Below are 17,564 nucleotides of genomic sequence, written 5' to 3'. Positions count from 1 at the left end.
CCTTCGGCTCGCACGCTGTGCGCGTGATCGAGAGTCCTACAGCCGCTCGACCGCCATCCGCAGGGTGTCCAGGCCCACGCCGCCCAGGTCGAGCGCCTTCTTGTGGAACTCCTTGATGTCGAACGCGTCGCCCTTGCGTGCCTTGTAGTCGTCGCGGATCTGCTCCCAGATGCGCTGACCGACCTTGTACGAGGGCGCCTGCCCGGGCCAGCCGAGGTAGCGGTTGACCTCGAAGCGCACGAACGCCTCGGGCATGTTCACATTGCCCATCATGAACGCCAGGGCGTAGTCCGCGTCCCAGACGCCGTCGCCTTCCAGCCGGGGCTTGCCGAGGTGCACGCCGATGTCGAGCACGACGCGGGCCGCGCGCATCCGCTGCCCGTCCAGCATGCCGAGGCGGTCGGCGGGGGTGGAGAGGTACCCGAGCTCGTCCATGAGACGCTCGGCGTACAGCGCCCAGCCCTCGGCGTGACCCGACGATCCCGACAGCAGCCGGCGCCACGCGTTGAGCTCGGCGCGGTTGTAGACGGCCTGCCCGATCTGCAGGTGGTGGCCGGGCACGCCCTCGTGGTACACCGTGGTCAGCTCGCGCCAGGTGTCGAAGTCCTCGACGCCCTCCGGCACCGACCACCACATGCGGCCGGGGCGGGAGAAGTCGTCGGTGGGGCCGGTGTAGTAGATGCCGCCCTCCTGGGTGGGCGCGATCATGCACTCCAGCCGCCGCACCGGCTCGGGGATGTCGAAGTGCGTGCGACCCAGCTCCTCGATGGCGCGATCGCTGGTGCGCTGCATCCACTCCTGCAGCGCCTCCGTGCCGTGCAGGCGCGACGACGGATCGGACTCCAGGAAGGCGATGGCCTCCTCGACGGTCGCGCCGGGCTTGATCTGGTCGGCGATGGCCTCCTGCTCGGCGACCATGCGTCCGAGCTCCGCGATGCCCCACTCGTAGGTCTCGTCGAGATCGATCTCGGCGCCGAGGAAGCGGCGGGACTGCAGCGCGTACAGCTCGCGACCCACCGCGTCCTGGTCGGAGGCGGCCGGTGCCAGCTCGTCGGAGAGGAAGGCCGCGAGGCGCTCGTATGCGACACGTGCGCTCCCCGAGGCGTCGGCGAGGTCGCGGGCGAGGGATGCCGGCAGCTGACCGTCGCTGGGCGCGGCGTCTGCGACGAGCGTGGCGAAGAATCCGCTGTCACCGGTGTACCGGTCGATCTGCGTGACGACCTCGGTCACCTGCCGACGCGCCGGCACGACACCCTGGGCGATCCCCTCGCGCAGGGTGGAGATGTAGCCGTCGACGGCGCCGGACACGGCGGCGAGACGCTTGGCGACGACCGCCCAGTCGTCGGCGGTGTCCTTCGGCATGATGTCGTAGACCGCGCGCACATCCTGCGCGGGCGAGGCGATCACGTTCAGATCCCGCAGGTGCCACTTGGCATCGTGCAGTTCGAGACCGAGCTCGAGGTCGCGGGTCAGGGCGTCCTTGGTGACGACGTCGACGTCGTCGGCCGGTGCGAGGTCGCGGAGCGCGGCGAGGGTGGCGCGCGCCTTCGCGGCCATGTCGTCGGCCCCGGCCGGCGAGTAGTCGTCGTAGCGGTCGTTGTACTCGTTGCGACCGATGTAGGTTCCGGCAACGGGCGAGATCTCGACGATCGTGTCGACCCAGTCCTCGGCGATCTTGTCGATTGCGGACGGGTTGCGTGGGGTTGGTGTCATGGATTCCAGCGTAGCCGCGGTCAGTGACCGGCCTCATTCCAGTCGGCGCCGCGGCCGATCTGCACATCCAGCGGCACGGAGAGCTCGGCGGCGCCGGCCATCTCGGTGCGGACGATGTGCTCGGCGGCGCCCCACTCCCCCGGCGCGATCTCGAGCAGCAGCTCATCGTGGATCTGCAGGAGGACGCGCGAGGCGAGGCCCTCGTCGCGCAGCGCGCCGTGGATGCGGAACAGGGCGATCTTCATGATGTCGGCGGCGCTGCCCTGGATCGGGGCGTTCAGGGCCGCGCGCTCGGAGTTCTCGCGCAGGACGCGGTTGGGGCTGGTGAGGTCCGGGAACGGGCGCCGCCGCCCGAAGATCGTCTCGGTGTAGCCGTCGATGCGGGCCTGCTCGACCGAGGAGCGCAGGTAGTCGCGCACGGCGCCGAAACGGGCGAAGTACTCGGTCATCAGCTGCTTCGCCTCGGACTGCTCGATGCGCAGCTGCTTGGAAAGCCCGAATGCGCTCAGCCCGTAGACGAGACCGTACGACATGGCCTTGACCTTGGTGCGCATGGTCGCATCGACATCCTCCGGGGCCACGCCGAACACGCGCGATCCCACGAAGCGGTGCGTGTCCTCACCGGAGTTGAAGGCCTCGATCAGGCCGGGGTCCTCGGAGAGGTGCGCCATGATGCGCATCTCGATCTGCGAGTAGTCGGCGGTGAGGAGCGTCTCGTACCCCTCCCCCACCTCGAAGGCGCAGCGGATGCGACGGCTCTCCTCGGTGCGGATGGGGATGTTCTGCAGGTTCGGATCGGTGCTCGACAGTCGCCCGGTCTGGCTGCCGGTCTGCAGATACGTGGTGTGGATACGGCCGTCGGTGCCGATGGCGGTGTCGAGCGATTCGATGATCTGGCGGAGCTTCGTCGCCTCGCGGTGCTGGAGCAGCAGATCGAGGAACGGGTGCGGATTGGTCTCCTGCAGGTCGGCGAGCACCGCCGCATCCGTCGAGTAGCCCGTCTTCGTCTTGCGGGTCTTCGGAAGCTGCAGGTCTTCGAAGAGCACCTCCTGAAGCTGCTTCGGAGAGCCGAGGTTGACCTCGCGCCCGATCGCGGCGTACGCCCGCTGCGCGAGGGCGTCCGCCCGTGCGCCCAGCTCGCCGGAGAAGGTCGCGAGCTTGTCGTGCGAGACAGCGACGCCTGCCAGCTCCATGTCGGCGAGGGCCGACAGCGTGGGCAGCTCGATGTCGGTGAGCACGCGCGCCACCGAGGCGGGCAGATCGGCGCGCAGCACCTCCGCGACCCGCAGCACGTACCAGGACACCTGTCCGGGCGTCGCGCCCTCGGTCTCGGGCACCAGCTGCGAGGGATCGGCTTCGGGCAGCTTCTCGCCCAGGCAGCGGTCGACGAGGTCGGCCAGAGTCTTGTCCGGGAGGCTGGGGCGAAGCAGCCAGCCCGCCAGCAGCGTGTCGAACGACAGACCGCCGATCGCGACGCCGGCGCGGCGCAGGGCCTTCACCTGCGGCTTGGCGTCGTGCATCACCTTCGGCGCATCGGACGCGAGCCACTCGCCGAACGCCGAGGCCACGGCATCCGCACTCCAGTCGAACTCGATCGCCTCGGCGTCGCTCGCGATGCCGACCCGGCTGGGCAGGCCCGCGGTCGTCTCGACGGTCAGCGCGAGCGGGATGTCGCCGGCGGCGTCGAGCCACGCGGTGATCGCCGCCGCATCGGCCTCGCGAGCGGTCGGGGCGGTCTGCGCAGCGGGCCGCGAGGCGGCCTCGGCCTCGGCCGCGGCGGCGCCCGCCATCTCGAACACGCGCGGCAGGAGCGTGCGGAACTCCAGGCGCGCGAAGATGTCGCGCACGGCCTGCGGGTCGATGGGCTGCACCGCGAGGTCGCCGGGCCCCACCGGGAGGTCGAGGTCGGTGAGAAGCCGGTTCAGCTGGCGGTTTCGCTTGACGTCGTCGAGGTGCTCGCGCAGGTTGCCGCCGACGACGCCGGTCACCTTGTCCGCGTTCTCGAGCAGATTCTCCAGCGACCCGAACTGGGTGAGCCACTTCACGGCGGTCTTCTCGCCGACCTTGGGCACACCGGGCAGGTTGTCGCTGGTCTCCCCGACCAGCGCCGCGATGTCGGGGTACTGCTCGGGGGGCACGCCGTACTTGTCGATGACGGCCTGGCGGTCGTAGCGCTTCAGCTGCGACACGCCCTGCACGTTCGGGTAGAGCAGCGTGATGTCGTCGTCGACGAGCTGGATCGTGTCGCGGTCTCCCGAGCAGACCAGCACGCGGTAGCCCTCGGCCGCACCGCGCGTGGCGAGGGTCGCGAGGATGTCGTCGGCCTCGACCTGCTCCTGGGTGAGCACCGGGATGTTCATGGCCGCCAGCGATTCCTTCAGCAGCGGGATCTGGCCCTGGAACGGCGCGGGCGTCTCGGAGCGGTTCGCCTTGTACTCCGGATACACCTCGGTGCGGAACGAGTGCCGGGATGTGTCGAAGGCCACGGCGAGGTGGGTCGGCTGCTCGGCCTTGATGAGGTTGATGAGCATGGCCAGGAAGCCGTAGATCCCGTTCGTGTGCTGGCCGTCCTTCGTGGAGAAGTTCTCGACGGGCAGGGCGAAGAAGGCGCGATAGGCGAGCGAGTGCCCGTCGACGACCAGGAGGGTAGGCTTTCCGGAGTCGGTCACCCGATCAGCCTAACGAGGGACGCCGACGCCCGATGCCGCCGATCGAGGGTGAGAGATGCCGTACGACGCCGCCGCGCTCTCCCCAGGCTCGCCCGACGGGCTGGAGTGGGCGAAGCGGCGCGGAAACGGTGCGCTCGCGGACCGCATGGGCTTCGAATGGATCGAGTTCACGCGCGAGCGGGCCGTGGCCCGGATGCCGGTGGCGGGCAACACGCAGCCGGTCGGTCTGTTCCACGGCGGCGCGTTCGTCGTGCTCGCCGAGTCGCTCGGATCGATGCACGCGAACTTCACGGCCGGTCCCGGCCGGCTGGCCGTGGGCGTCGACGTCAACGCGACGCACACGCGCTCCGCGACCGAGGGCTACGTGACCGGCGTCTGCACGCCGATCCACCTGGGGCGCTCGCTCACGGTGCATGAGATCGTGCTGAGCGACGACCGGGGCCGCCGCTGCTCGACGGTGCGGATCACCAACATGATCGTCGACGCGCCCGCGCGCACCGAGATCTGAGCGGCTCAGCCCTTCTTGGGGGCGAGCTGCTCGATGATGGCCTTGGCGACGTCCTGCATGGTCAGGCGCCGGTCCATGGACGCCTTCTGGATCCACCGGAACGCCTCCGGCTCGGTCAGCCCCATCTTCTCGTTGAGCAGGCCCTTGGCCCGGTCGACGAGCTTGCGGGTCTCGAAGCGCTCGACCATGTCGGCGACCTCTGCCTCGAGGGTGATGATCTGCTCGTAGCGGGCCAGGGCGATCTCGATCGCCGGCAGCAGGTCGTTCGGCGTGAAGGGCTTGACCACGTAGGCGAGGGCGCCCGCCTCGCTGGCGCGCTCCACCAGCTCCTTCTGACTGAAGGCGGTCAGCAGGACGACCGGGGCGATGTGGTTCTTGCTCAGCTTCTCGGCGGCGGAGATGCCGTCCAGCTGCGGCATCTTCACGTCCATGATGACCAGATCGGGACGCAGCTCGGTCGCCAGCTGCACGGCCGTCTCGCCGTCGCCCGCCTCGCCGACGACATCGAATCCGTTGTCCCGCAGGATCTCGACGATGTCGAGGCGGATGAGCGATTCGTCTTCGGCGACGACGACGCGACGGGGGGCGGATGCCGTGGGCTTATCGTTCTGATCCTGCTCGGTCACCCGTCCATCCTAGAGCAGGGCGGCTGGGCGCCTGCGGTATCGTCGAATGCCGGCCGGTGTGGCGGAATGGCAGACGCGACCGACTCAAACTCGGTTGCCCGCGAGGGCGTGTGGGTTCGACTCCCACCACCGGCACCCCACGGCGCCTATGCGCCGAAGTACTGGTTCCCCAGCGCCTTGCTCTTGATCGCGTCGTACTCGCCCTGGGTGATCGTGCCGGCGTCGCGCAGCGCCTGGGCGCGCGCGATGTCGTCGGCCGGACTCGAGGAGGCGGCGGGACGGTATGCATCGTCCTCAGGGACCGAGGCACGGGCCCGGTGCTCACGCTCGGCGATCCCCTTGCCGTTGACGATCACGTAGATGAAGCCGGTGAGGAACGGGATGAACACGAGCAGGATGATCCACAGCGCCTTGATCCAGCCGTTGGCCTTCTCGTTGCGGAAGACGTCGCGGATGACGAAGAAGACCACGTAGATGTAGGCGACGATGTACACCGCCCACAGAAATGACCAGAAGATCATGGGTCAGCCTTTCGCGAGCCGTCGGATGCGGAAACTCTAGCCTCGACGACGCGTGCGCGGCACCCCGCGGCTGCGGCCGCTACCCGCCGGTCTGGTAGATGGGCGCCTTGCCGTGGACGGCGTCGCCCACCTTGTGGATGCGGATGTCGTTGGTCGAGCCGATGATGCCGGGGGGCGACCCGGAGATGACGACGACCTTGTCGCCGACGGCGGCGAGCTCGTTCGAGAGCAGGTAGTCGTCGACCTGGATGAACATCCGATCGGTGTGCGAGACGTGCTCCACGAGGGTGGACTGGATGCCCCAGGTCACGGCCATGCGGCGGCGGATGGCCGGATCCGCTGCGAAGGCGAGCAGGCGGATCCGGGGGCGCAGCCGCGACATGCGGCGCGCCGTGTCGCCGGACTCGGTGAAGACGCAGATGTACTTCGCCTCGACGAACTCCGCGACCTCCAGCGCGGCCATCGTGATGATCCCGCCCTGTGTGCGCGGGCGGGTCTGCAGCGGGAGGATGCGCTCGAGGCCGTGCTCCTCGGTCGACTCGATGATGCGCGCCATCGTCTCGACGACGATCACGGGGTACTGGCCCACACTCGTCTCGCCGGAGAGCATCACCGCGTCGGCTCCGTCCAGCACCGCGTTGGCGACGTCGCTGGTCTCGGCGCGCGTGGGCACCGGGCTGCTGATCATCGACTCGAGCATCTGCGTGGCCACGATCACGGGCTTCGCCATCCGCCGGCACAGCTCGACCGCACGCTTCTGCACGATCGGAACCGCCTCCAGGGGCAGCTCGACGCCGAGGTCGCCGCGGGCGACCATGATGCCGTCGAACGCATCGATGATGTCCTCGAGGTTGTCGACGGCCTGCGGCTTCTCGATCTTCGCGATGACCGGGATGCGTCGGCCTTCCTCGGCCATGATGACGTGGACCCGCTGCACGTCCTTCGCGCTGCGCACGAACGAGAGGGCGATGAGATCGGCGCCGATGCGCAGGGCCCAGCGCAGGTCCTCCTCGTCCTTCTCGGACAGCGCGGGCACGTTCACGGCGACACCCGGGAGGTTGATCCCCTTGTTGTCGGAGACCGTTCCGCCGACGACGACCTCCGTGGTGACCACGGTGTCGTCGGACTCGAGCACCTTGACACGCACCCGGCCGTCGTCGATGAGCAGGAAATCGCCCGGGCCGACATCGGCGGGCAGCCCCTTGAACGTCGTGGAGACGAGCTCCTTGGTGCCGGGCACGTCTTCGGTCGTGATCTTGAAGATGTCGCCGGCGGCGAGCTCGTGGGGACCGTCGGCGAAGCGCCCCAGCCGGATCTTCGGGCCCTGCAGGTCGACGAGGACGGCCACGGCCCGGCCCGCGTCGTCGGCGGCCCGGCGGATGCCGGCGAAGCTCGCCTCGTGCACGGAGCGGTCGCCGTGGCTGAGATTGAGGCGCGTGACATCCACACCCGCGTCGATGATCGCGCGGACCATCTCGTAGGAGGATGTCGCCGGCCCGAGCGTTGCCACGATCTTGGCGCGTCTCATCGGTTGTGCACTCCGGGTTTCGTATATGAGCGAGGATCTCTTGGGCGAGGCGGAAGACTGTCGCCAGCCTACGCGGGCTGCAGGCCGATGGCGACTTCGGTGGAGCTGACCGGGCACGGCAGCACCGTCGACCCCATGAGGTATTCGTCGACGTGAGCGGCGACGGCCCGCCCCTCGGCGATCGCCCAGACGATGAGCGACTGGCCTCGGCCAGCGTCGCCGGCGACGAACACACCCGGGACGGTGGTCTGGAACGCGGTGTCGCGACCGAGGTTCCCGCGCGCGGTGAACTCGGCGTCGAGCTGCTCGGCGAGCGTGCCCCGCTCGGGCCCGGTGAAGCCCATCGCGATCAGCACCAGGTCGGCGGGGATGTCGCGCTCCGTGCCGGGCTTGGGGATCCGTGCCCCGTCGACGTACTCGGTCTCGGCGACCCGCAGCGCTCGCACCTCGCCGACGTCGTTGCCGAGGAACTCGACGGTGGAGGCCAGGTAGGCGCGCTCCCCGCCCTCCTCGTGGGCCGTCTGCACCTCGAAGACCGTCGGCGCCATCGGCCACGGCTGGTGCTCCGGCCGCGACTCGGGAGGCCGGCGGCCGATCGCGAGGTTGGTGACGCTCAGCGCACCCTGCCGGTGGGCGGTGCCGATGCAGTCGGCGCCGGTGTCGCCGCCGCCGATGACCACGACATGCTTGCCCGCCGCGGAGATCTGCTGTGGCACCGGGTCGCCTGCCACCGCCCGGTTGGATTCGACGAGGTACTCCATCGCGTAGTGCACGCCGGCGAGGTCGCGCCCGGGGATCGGAAGGTCGCGAGGCACGGTCGCGCCGGTGGCCACGACCACGGCGTCGTACCGCTCCCGCAGCTCGTCCCAGGCGATGTCGCGGCCGATCTCGACACCCGCGCGGAAGCGCGTGCCCTCGTCCCGCATCTGACGCAGCCGCACCTCGAGGTGGCGCTTCTCCATCTTGAAGTCCGGGATGCCGTACCGCAGCAGTCCGCCGATGCGGTCGTCCCGCTCGAACACCGCCACGGTGTGCCCGGCGCGCGTCAGCTGCTGGGCGGCGGCCAGGCCCGCGGGCCCGGAGCCGACGACGGCGACCGTCTTTCCGGTGAGACGAGCGGGCGGCTGAGGCTCGACCCAGCCGTTGGCGAACCCCTCGTCGACGATCGAGACCTCGATCTGCTTGATCGTCACCGCGGGCTGGTTGAGGCCCAGCACGCAGGCGCTCTCGCACGGTGCAGGGCACAGTCGTCCGGTGAACTCGGGGAAGTTGTTGGTGGCGTGCAGTCGCTCGTAGGCGGCGCGCCCCTCGCCTCGCCAGGTGAGGTCGTTCCATTCGGGGATGAGATTGCCCAGCGGGCATCCCTGATGACAGAACGGCACACCGCAGTCCATGCAGCGGCTCGCCTGGCGGCGCAGCACGGCCGAGTCCCCCGGCTCGTACACCTCTTTCCAGTCCATGATGCGCACCGGCACCGGACGACGGGCCGGCAGCTCGCGCTCGGTGTGCTTGAGGAAGCCCTTCGGATCAGCCACCGGTCACCTCCAGAATCCGGCCCCACACGATGTCGCCGTCCGGATCGAGTCCCTGTGCGACCGCCTCCTGCCGTGTCTGCAGCACGGCGGCGTAGTCCCGTGGCAGCACACGCACGAAGTGCTCCGATTCGGCGTCGAAGTCCGCCAGGATGCGCGCCGCCAGGGCGGAGCCCGTCTCGTCCCGGTGCTGCTCGAGCAGGTCGCGGAGCATCGCGAGATCGCCCGCCCCCAGGGGCAGCAGTTCGAGCTCGCCGGAGGCGAGGGCATCGCTGTTGACCTTGGCCGGATCGAGGCCGTACACGTACGCGGAGCCGCCGGACATGCCGGCGCCGAGGTTGCGCCCGGTCGGACCGAGGATGACCGCCAAGCCGCCGGTCATGTACTCGAGGGCGTGGTCGCCGACGCCTTCCACCACGGCGGTCGCACCCGAGTTGCGCACCAGGAACCGCTCGCCGACGACTCCGCTGAGGAACATCGTGCCCTGGGTTGCGCCGTACCCGATCACGTTGCCGGCGATGACGTTCTCCGCGGCGGCGAAGCCGGCACCCTTCGGCGGGCGGATCACGATCTGCCCGCCCGAGAGGCCCTTTCCGACGTAGTCGTTCGAGTCGCCTTCGAGCCGCAGGGTGATGCCGGCGGGAAGGAACGCGCCGAACGACTGACCGGCCGAGCCGACCAGCTCCACCACGATCGACCCGGACGGAAGGCCGTTGGGGCCGTGCGCGCGGGTGACGTGGTGTCCGAGCAGGGTTCCGACGGCGCGAGCGGTGTTCCGGATCGGCAGGCTGATGTCGACATGCGGCGCCGCGCCGTCGATCACGGCCTGCGCGCGCGCGAGGAGCTGCACGTCGAAATGCTTGTCGAGCTCGTGCTCCTGCTGCCGCATGCTGCGCCGGGGCTCGTCGTCGGCGAAGGCAGGGCCGCGCAGCACCGGCTCCATGTCGAGGCCCGCGGCCTTGTAGTGGGCGATCGCCGTGTCGACGTCGAGGAGCTCGCTGTGCCCGACGGCCTCCGTCAAGGTGCGGAATCCGAGCGCCGCGAGATGCTCGCGCACCTCTTCGGCGATGAACTCCATGAAGTTGACGACGAACTCCGGCTTTCCGCTGAAGCGCGAACGCAGGAGCGGGTTCTGCGTCGCCACCCCCACCGGGCAGGTGTCGAGGTGGCACACGCGCATCATCACACAGCCGGAGACGACCAGCGGCGCGGTCGCGAAGCCGAACTCCTCGGCACCCAGCAGCGCGCCGATGATGACATCCCGGCCGGTCTTGAGCTGACCGTCGACCTGCACGACGACGCGGTCGCGCATTCCGTTGAGCATCAGCGTCTGCTGGGTCTCGGCCAGGCCCAGCTCCCACGGCGTGCCGGCGTGCTTGAGGGAGTTGAGCGGGCTCGCCCCGGTGCCGCCGTCGTGCCCGGACACGAGGATGACGTCGGCGAGCGCCTTCGCCGTGCCGGCGGCGACCGCGCCGATGCCGGACTGACTGACGAGCTTGACGTGGATGCGGGCGCGGGGGTTCGCGCGCTTGAGGTCGAAGATCAGCTGCTTGAGATCCTCGATCGAGTAGATGTCGTGGTGCGGCGGCGGAGAGATGAGTCCGACGCCCGCCGTGCCGCCGCGGGTGCGGGCGATCCAGGGATAGACCTTCGCAGGCGGGAGCTGGCCGCCCTCCCCCGGCTTGGCGCCCTGGGCGAGCTTGATCTGGATGTCGTCGGCCTCGGTGAGGTACATGCTCGTCACACCGAACCGCCCCGAGGCGACCTGCTTGATCGCGCTGCGGCGCTCCGGGTCCAGGAGCCGGTCGACATCCTCTCCCCCTTCGCCGGTGTTCGACTTGCCGCCGATCCGGTTCATGGCGATCGCGAGGGTCTCGTGCGCCTCCTTCGAGATCGAGCCGTAGCTCATCGCCCCGGTCGAGAAGCGCTTCACGATCTCGGAGACGGGCTCCACCTCGTCCAGGGGCACCGGCGGTCGCACGCCTTCTCGCAGCCGGAACATGCCCCGAAGCGTCTTCAGCTGCTCGGACTGGTCGTCGACCAGGCGCGTGTACTCGCGGAAGATGTCGTAGCGGCGGGTGCGGGTCGAGTGCTGCAGCCGGAACACGGTGTCCGGATTGAACAGGTGCGGCGCGCCGTCCCTGCGCCACTGGTACTCACCCCCGGTCCAGAGCCGCTCGTGCGCCCGCGACGCGGAGTCCTCCGGGTACGCGAAGTCGTGGCGGGCCTGGTTCTCGGCGGCGATCTGCTCGATTCCGATGCCGCCGATCTTCGACTCGGTGCCGGTGAAGTAGGCGTCGATCACCTCCTGGCTGAGCCCGATGGCCTCGAAAGCCTGTGCCCCGGCGTACGAGGCGACCGTCGAGATGCCCATCTTGGACATGATCTTCAGCACGCCCTTGCCGAGGGCGTGGATGACGTTGCGCACCGCCTCCTCGGCGGAGATCCGGGTGATGAATCCGGTGCGCACGAGGTATTCGACCGTCTCCATCGCGAGGTACGGGTTGACGGCCGAGGCGCCGTAGCCCAGGAGCGTCGCCACGTGGTGCACCTCGCGCACATCACCCGCCTCGGCCACGAGCCCCACCTTCATGCGGGTCTCGTTGCGGATGAGGTGATGGTGCACCGCCGCGACCATCAGCAGCGACGGGATCGGGACGAGGTCCTTGTTGGAGTCGCGGTCCGAGAGGATGAGGAACTCCGCACCGTCCGCGATGGCGGCATCCGCCTCGGCGCACAGCTCGTCGAGGCGCGCCCGGAGACTGCCCGGGCCGGCGTCGAAGTGGTACAGGCCGCGCAGGGTCACGGCGCGGCGCCCCGGCATCGTGCGGTGGATGTTCTGGATCTTCGCGAGCTCGTCGTTGTCGAGCACCGGGAAGTCGAGGGTGATCTGGCGGGCGTGGTCGGGCCCCCATGCCAGGAGGTTCCGCTCCGGTCCGATGCCCGCCCGAAGGCTCGTCACGACCTCCTCGCGGATCGAGTCCAGCGGGGGGTTGGTGACCTGGGCGAACTGCTGGGTGAAGTAGTCGAACAGCAGCCGCGGCCGGGAGCTGAGTGCGGCGATGGGGGTGTCCGAGCCCATCGCCCCCAGCGGCTCGACGCCGTTCTGGCCCATCGGGGTGAGGAGGATCCGCACCTCCTCCTCGGTGTAGCCGAACGTGCGCTGCCGGCGCGTGATCGACGCGATCGGATGCACGATGTGCTCGCGGTCGGGAAGTTCGCTCAGCTGCAGCCGCTGGCGCAGCCACAGGTCCCACGGCTCCAGCTCGGCGAGCCCGCGCTTGATCTCCTCGTCTTCGACGATCCGGCGCTGCGCGGTGTCGACGAGGAACATCCGGCCGGGCTGGAGCCGGCCACGGCGCTTGATGCGCTCGGGCTCGAACTCCAGGACCCCCGTCTCGCTGCCGATGACGACGAGTCCATCGGTCGTCTCGGTCCAGCGGCCCGGGCGCAGGCCGTTGCGATCGAGGGTGGCGCCCACGAGCGTCCCGTCGGTGAGGATCAGAGCGGCCGGGCCGTCCCACGGCTCCATCTGCAGCGCGTGGTAGTCGTAGAACGCGCGCAGGTCGCGGGGCACATCGGCCTGCTTCTCGTACGCTTCGGGGACCATCATCATGATGGCGTGCGGCAGGCTGCGCCCGGTGAGCGTGAGCAGCTCGAGCACCTCGTCGAAGGAAGCCGAGTCGCTCTCGCCGGGCGTGCAGATGGGCAGGAGCGGCCGGATGTCGCCCAGCAGCTCCGATTCGAGCTGAGACTGGCGCGCCCGCATCCAGTTGCGGTTGCCGCGGACCGTGTTGATCTCGCCGTTGTGGGCGAGCATGCGCAGCGGCTGGGCGAGCGGCCAGGAGGGGAAGGTGTTGGTCGAGTAGCGCGAATGCACGACGGCGAGCTCGGAGGCGAACCGCTCGTCGGACAGGTCGGGGAAGAACGGCTCGAGCTGGAGCGAGGTGACCATGCCCTTGTAGCCCAGAGTGCGCGACGACAGCGAGACGAAATACGCGCCCAGCTCATGCTGGGCGCGTTTGCGCAGTCGGTAGGCCGAGCGGTCGAGCTCGACCCCGGACAGCGCCGGCGCGCCACCGATGGCGGGGCGGGAGAGGAACAGCTGCTCGAAGGCCGGGCGGGCGTCGAACGCGAGCTTGCCCAGGTGCTCCGGCGCGGTCGGCACGGTGCGCCAGCCCAGAACGGTCAGCCCCTCATCGCGGGCAAGTCCCTCGATCGCGGTCTTCTGCGCGGCACGCTCGTCGTCGGCGAGGGGAAGGAATGCGAGGCCTGCCGCGTACTCGCCGACGGCGGGCAGCGTGAAGTCGGCGACTGCGCGCAGGAAGGCATCCGGGATCTGGGTGAGGATGCCGGCGCCGTCACCGGTGCCTGCGTCCGAGCCGATCGCGCCGCGGTGCTCGAGATTGCGAAGCGCCGTCAGCGCCAGATCGATGATGTCGTGTCCCGGCTCGCCGCGCAGCGTCGCGACCATCGCCAGTCCGCAGGCGTCCTTCTCGTAGTCGGGGCTGTACATGCCCTGCTTCTGCGGGAAGGCGTTCGGAAAGCCGGTGCCGGGGCTCGAGAGCATGCGTACCGTCCTCACGTTGAATGCTCAGCTGGGACGACGTCGGCCCTGGGTTACTTCGTGGTGACGGTGCTTGTGGCTGCGTCCTCACCGACGCCGGGATCTTCGGATGCGGGCGGATCGCTCACGTCGACGAAGTCGTCGGTGTCCTGCGATTGTACAGCCTCGTCGCCGCGGCCCTTCCATTCGCGCCCCGGGACGTACGCAGACGGCTCCAGGCCCGGGTGCCGGCGCTTCTGCACGAGCATGATGAGCAGACCCAGGACGACACCGATGATCGCGGCCCACACGTTCGAGCGCAGCCCGAGGTACACCTCGCTGGGATCGATGCGGATCGACTCCCAGACGATGCGGCCGGCGCTGTACCACACGAGGTAGAGACCGAAAAGGCGACCCCACTGGAGCAGGAACCGCCGGCCCGCCCACAGCAGCACCAGCACGCCCAGCGTGTTCCAGATGACCTCGTACAGGAAGGTGGGATGGAAGAGCGTGTCCTCGGGGAGCCCCGGCGGGAAGGCGGGGTTGTCGGGGCTGATCTCCAGGCCCCACGGCAGGTCGGTCGGCAGACCGAACAGCTCCTGGTTGAACCAGTTGCCGAAGCGGCCGAGCGCCTGGGCGAGCAGCAGGCCCGGCGCCAGCGCGTCCGCGAACGCGGAGAAGCGGATGCCGGTCCATCGGCAGCCCAGCCACGCGCCGATCGCGCCGCCGAGGAGCGAGCCGTAGATGGCGATGCCGCCCTCCCAGATCGCCCAGACCGATCCGGGCTCGAACGGGTTCCACGGGTTGGATCCGGCTCCGAAGTAGTAGCCGGGGTGGGTGGCGACGTGATAGATGCGCGCACAGATGATCGCGAGCGGCACCGCGAGCAGGGCGATGTCGATGACGACCCAGGGTTCCGCGCCCCGCCGGGTCAGGCGATGGTTGGTCATCAGCACCGCGACGATGATCCCCACGATGATGCACACGGCATAGATGCGGACCGGGATGGAGCCGATGAAGAACTCGCTGATGGGCGGGCTCGGAATGCTCGCCAGGACGCTGGCAGCGGCGTGGGTCATGGGGAGATGGTCCTTGCTGTGTGGCTTTCGGCGTTCGGGCCGACCTAGGAAGTCTACTCAGCGCGTTCCGGCCGTCAGTTCGCGTGCCATCTCGGCCAGGCGCGGGACGCCGCCGTCGCGCAGCGCGCGCACGAGGGCGGTGCCGACGATGGCGCCGTCGGCGTACTCGAGCACGCCGGCCACCTGGGCCGCGGTCGAGACGCCGATCCCGACGCAGGCGCGTTCCGCACCCCGCTCGCGCAGGCGGGCGACGAGTGTGCGGGCCGCGGCATCCAGTTCCGCCCGCTCCCCCGTGATGCCCATTGTCGAGACGGTGTAGACGAACCCCGTGGAATTGCCGATCACGAGGTCCAGACGCGCGTCGGTGGAGGTCGGCGCAGCGAGGAAGACGCGGTCGAGACCGGTGCGGCGGCTGGCGGCGATCCACTCCCCGGCGGCGTCGGGCGTGATGTCCGGCGTGATCATGCCGGCGCCGCCCGCGGCGAGCAGGTCGTCCGCGTAGCGGTCGACGCCGTACTGGAACACGGGGTTCCAGTAGCTCATCACCAGGACCGGCACGTCGACGCGGCGGGTGATCTCCCGGATCGCCGTGAAGGTGTCGCGCATGCGGAATCCCGCGGCCAGCGCCGCCTGTGTCGCCTCCTGGATGACGACGCCGTCCATGACCGGGTCGCTGTACGGCGGCCCCAGCTCGAGCACGTCGGCGCCGTTGTCGGCGAGGGCGACGGCGGCGTCGATGCTCGTGGCGAGGTCGGGGAAGCCCAACGGCAGGTAGCCGACGAACGCGCCGCGTCCTTCCGCCTTGGCACGGTCGATGGCCTCGGCGACCCGGCTCACGACACCGCTCCCTCGTCATACAGGCCGAACCACTTCGCGGCCGTGTCCATGTCCTTGTCGCCGCGGCCGGACAGGCTCACGGCGATGAGCGACTCCGGTCCCAGTTCGCGCCCGATGCGCAGCGCGCCGGCGAGGGCGTGCGCGGACTCGATCGCGGGGATGATGCCTTCGGTCTGCGACAGCAGCCGCAGAGCATCCATCGCCTCCGCATCGGTGGCGGGGATGTACTGGGCGCGTCCGATCGCCGCCAGCCACGAGTGCTCCGGGCCCACACCGGGATAGTCCAGCCCCGCGGAGATCGAGTGCGACTCGATCGTCTGGCCGTCCTCGTCCTGCAGCACGTAGGTCTTCGCGCCGTGCAGCACGCCGACGCGCCCGCGTTCGATGGATGCGGCGTGTCGCGGTGTGTCGACGCCGTCTCCGGCGGCCTCCACCCCGTAAAGCCGCACCGAGTCATCGTCGAGGAACGCGTCGAACATGCCGATGGCGTTCGAGCCGCCGCCGACGCAGGCGACCACGGCGTCCGGAAGCCGCCCGGCGCGGTCGAGCAGCTGAGCCCTGGCCTCCTCGCCGATGACCTTCTGGAAATCGCGCACCATGGCGGGGAACGGATGAGGCCCCGCCGCGGTGCCGAAGATGTAGTTCGTCGACTCGACGCTGGCCACCCAGTCGCGGTACGCCTCGTTGATGGCGTCCTTCAGTGTCCGCGATCCCGTCTTGACCGGCACGACCTCTGCTCCGAGCAGACGCATGCGCGCGACGTTGAGCGCCTGACGCTCGGTGTCGACCTCGCCCATGTAGATCGTGCAGTCGAACCCGAACAGCGCCGCGGCCGTGGCCGTGGCGACACCGTGCTGCCCGGCCCCCGTCTCTGCGATCACCCGGGTCTTGCCGAGCCGGCGGGTCAGCAGCGCCTGGCCGATCACGTTGTTGATCTTGTGCGAGCCGGTGTGGTTGAGGTCCTCGCGCTTGAGGAACACACGCGCCCCGCCGGCGTGTGCCGCGAACCGGGGCACTTCCGTGAGGGCCGACGGCCGGCCGGCGTAGTCGCGCAGCAGCGCGAGGAACTCCTCCTGGAAGTCCGGATCGGCCTTCGCCGACTCGTAGACCTCGGTGAGCTCGTCGATGGCGGCGATCAGAGACTCGGGCATGTACCGACCGCCGAACTCGCCGAAGAACGGCCCCGCGGCCGCGCGCAGACTCACGAGGACTCCCCTTCGCCGCCGGCGGCATCGTCCGCCGCCAGGAAGGACCGCAGTGTCGCGACCGGGTCGCCGGTCACCAGCGCCTCGCCGATGAGCACCACGTCGGCGCCGGCCGCGCGATAGCGGGCGACATCGGCAGGGGCCAGCACGGCCGACTCAGCGACCTTGACGACCCCGTCGGGGATCGTGGGCGCGAGACGGCCGAACAGCTCGCGGTCCAGGTCGAACGTCTTCAGGTCCCGGGCGTTGACGCCGACCAGTCGGGCACCCAGCTCGAGCGCCGTGTCCAGCTCCGCCGCCGAGTGCGTCTCGACCAGCGGCGTCATGCCGAGGTCGAGGATCAGACGGTGCAGCTCAGTGAGCACCGGGGTCTCGAGGGCGGCGACGATGAGCAGAACGAGGTCGGCGCCGGCCGCCCGCGCCTCGAACACCTGGTAGGGCGTCGCGATGAAGTCCTTGCGCAGCACGGGCACGCTCACCGCGTCGCGCACGGCCACGAGATCGTCGAGGCTGCCTTTGAACCTGCGGGCCTCGGTGAGCACGCTGATCGCCGACGCTCCGCCCTGCTCGTAGAGGCGGGCCTGGTGCGCGGGGTCGGGGATGCCGGCGAGATCACCCCGGGACGGGCTGGCGCGCTTGATCTCGGCGATGATCTTGACACGGTCGGACGGTGCGAGAGCGGCCAGCGCGTCGCGTGCGGCGGGCTGCGCCAGGGCTCGGCGCTCGATCTCCTCGGGCGGCTGGGACTCGGCCCGCCGTTCTGCGTCCTGCACCGCGCCGGCCGTCAGGTCGGCGAGCAC

Annotated in this window: 12 protein-coding genes and 1 tRNA gene; 2 read left to right on the top strand and 11 right to left on the bottom strand. The window is 69.8% G+C overall.

Annotated features, from left to right (window positions below):
* Positions 1 to 36 precede the first annotated feature (36 nt).
* Entirely contained in the window at positions 37 to 1,713 is a 1,677-nt protein-coding gene (locus tag ACIWQI_RS07435) for a DUF885 domain-containing protein (protein ID WP_396656499.1), read from the bottom strand.
* Positions 1,714 to 1,733: 20 nt separating this feature from the next.
* The gene (gene polA / locus ACIWQI_RS07430) at positions 1,734 to 4,382 is read right to left on the bottom strand and encodes a DNA polymerase I (protein ID WP_396656498.1); all 2,649 of its coding nucleotides are present in this window, start codon (positions 4,380 to 4,382) and stop codon (positions 1,734 to 1,736) included.
* Positions 4,383 to 4,437: 55 nt separating this feature from the next.
* Between polA and ACIWQI_RS07425 the strand changes: the two genes are divergently transcribed.
* The gene (locus ACIWQI_RS07425) at positions 4,438 to 4,890 is read left to right on the top strand and encodes a hotdog fold thioesterase (RefSeq protein ID WP_396656497.1); all 453 of its coding nucleotides are present in this window, start codon (positions 4,438 to 4,440) and stop codon (positions 4,888 to 4,890) included.
* A 5-nt stretch (positions 4,891 to 4,895) separates the two neighbouring features.
* Here ACIWQI_RS07425 and ACIWQI_RS07420 read toward each other — a convergent pair whose 3' ends face one another.
* Positions 4,896 to 5,516 (bottom strand): ANTAR domain-containing response regulator, encoded by a 621-nt coding sequence (locus ACIWQI_RS07420; RefSeq protein ID WP_396656496.1) that lies wholly within the window; start codon positions 5,514 to 5,516, stop codon positions 4,896 to 4,898.
* Between the two features lie 52 nt (positions 5,517 to 5,568).
* Here ACIWQI_RS07420 and ACIWQI_RS07415 point away from each other — a divergent pair.
* A tRNA-Leu gene (locus ACIWQI_RS07415) sits at positions 5,569 to 5,651 on the top strand.
* A gap of 11 nt (positions 5,652 to 5,662) precedes the next feature.
* Here ACIWQI_RS07415 and ACIWQI_RS07410 read toward each other — a convergent pair.
* The 8 genes from ACIWQI_RS07410 to trpC form a co-directional block, all read right to left on the bottom strand.
* Positions 5,663 to 6,037, bottom strand: a complete 375-nt coding sequence (locus ACIWQI_RS07410; RefSeq protein ID WP_396656495.1) for an SHOCT domain-containing protein — start codon at positions 6,035 to 6,037, stop codon at positions 5,663 to 5,665.
* A gap of 79 nt (positions 6,038 to 6,116) precedes the next feature.
* Positions 6,117 to 7,565, bottom strand: coding sequence for a pyruvate kinase (pyk, locus tag ACIWQI_RS07405; RefSeq protein ID WP_396656494.1), 1,449 nt, complete (start codon positions 7,563 to 7,565; stop codon positions 6,117 to 6,119).
* A 68-nt stretch (positions 7,566 to 7,633) separates the two neighbouring features.
* A complete protein-coding gene (locus tag ACIWQI_RS07400) occupies positions 7,634 to 9,100 on the bottom strand; it encodes a glutamate synthase subunit beta (RefSeq protein WP_396656493.1) in 1,467 nt (488 codons plus the stop codon).
* On the bottom strand, positions 9,093 to 13,667 hold the full coding sequence (gene gltB, locus ACIWQI_RS07395; protein ID WP_396656523.1) for a glutamate synthase large subunit: 4,575 nt from the start codon (positions 13,665 to 13,667) through the stop codon (positions 9,093 to 9,095). Before gltB ends, ACIWQI_RS07400 begins: the two co-directional genes overlap by 8 nt.
* A 50-nt stretch (positions 13,668 to 13,717) precedes the next feature.
* A complete protein-coding gene (gene lgt, locus ACIWQI_RS07390; protein ID WP_396656492.1) occupies positions 13,718 to 14,722 on the bottom strand; it encodes a prolipoprotein diacylglyceryl transferase in 1,005 nt (334 codons plus the stop codon).
* 57 nt (positions 14,723 to 14,779) lie between these two features.
* A complete protein-coding gene (trpA, locus tag ACIWQI_RS07385; protein WP_396656491.1) occupies positions 14,780 to 15,559 on the bottom strand; it encodes a tryptophan synthase subunit alpha in 780 nt (259 codons plus the stop codon).
* Entirely contained in the window at positions 15,556 to 16,764 is a 1,209-nt protein-coding gene (gene trpB, locus ACIWQI_RS07380) for a tryptophan synthase subunit beta (protein WP_396656490.1), read from the bottom strand. Before trpB ends, trpA begins: the two co-directional genes overlap by 4 nt.
* Complete coding sequence (gene trpC, locus ACIWQI_RS07375; protein WP_396656489.1) at positions 16,761 to 17,564, bottom strand: indole-3-glycerol phosphate synthase TrpC; 804 nt, start codon at positions 17,562 to 17,564, stop codon at positions 16,761 to 16,763. The genes trpB and trpC overlap by 4 nt, the downstream gene beginning before the upstream one ends.

This window comes from Microbacterium sp. (assembly GCF_044508325.1).
In the GTDB taxonomy this organism is placed as follows: Bacteria; Actinomycetota; Actinomycetes; order Actinomycetales; family Microbacteriaceae; genus Microbacterium.
The sequence above is the reverse complement of the archived record's forward strand: the minus strand, read 5'-3'. Positions and strand labels throughout refer to the sequence as shown.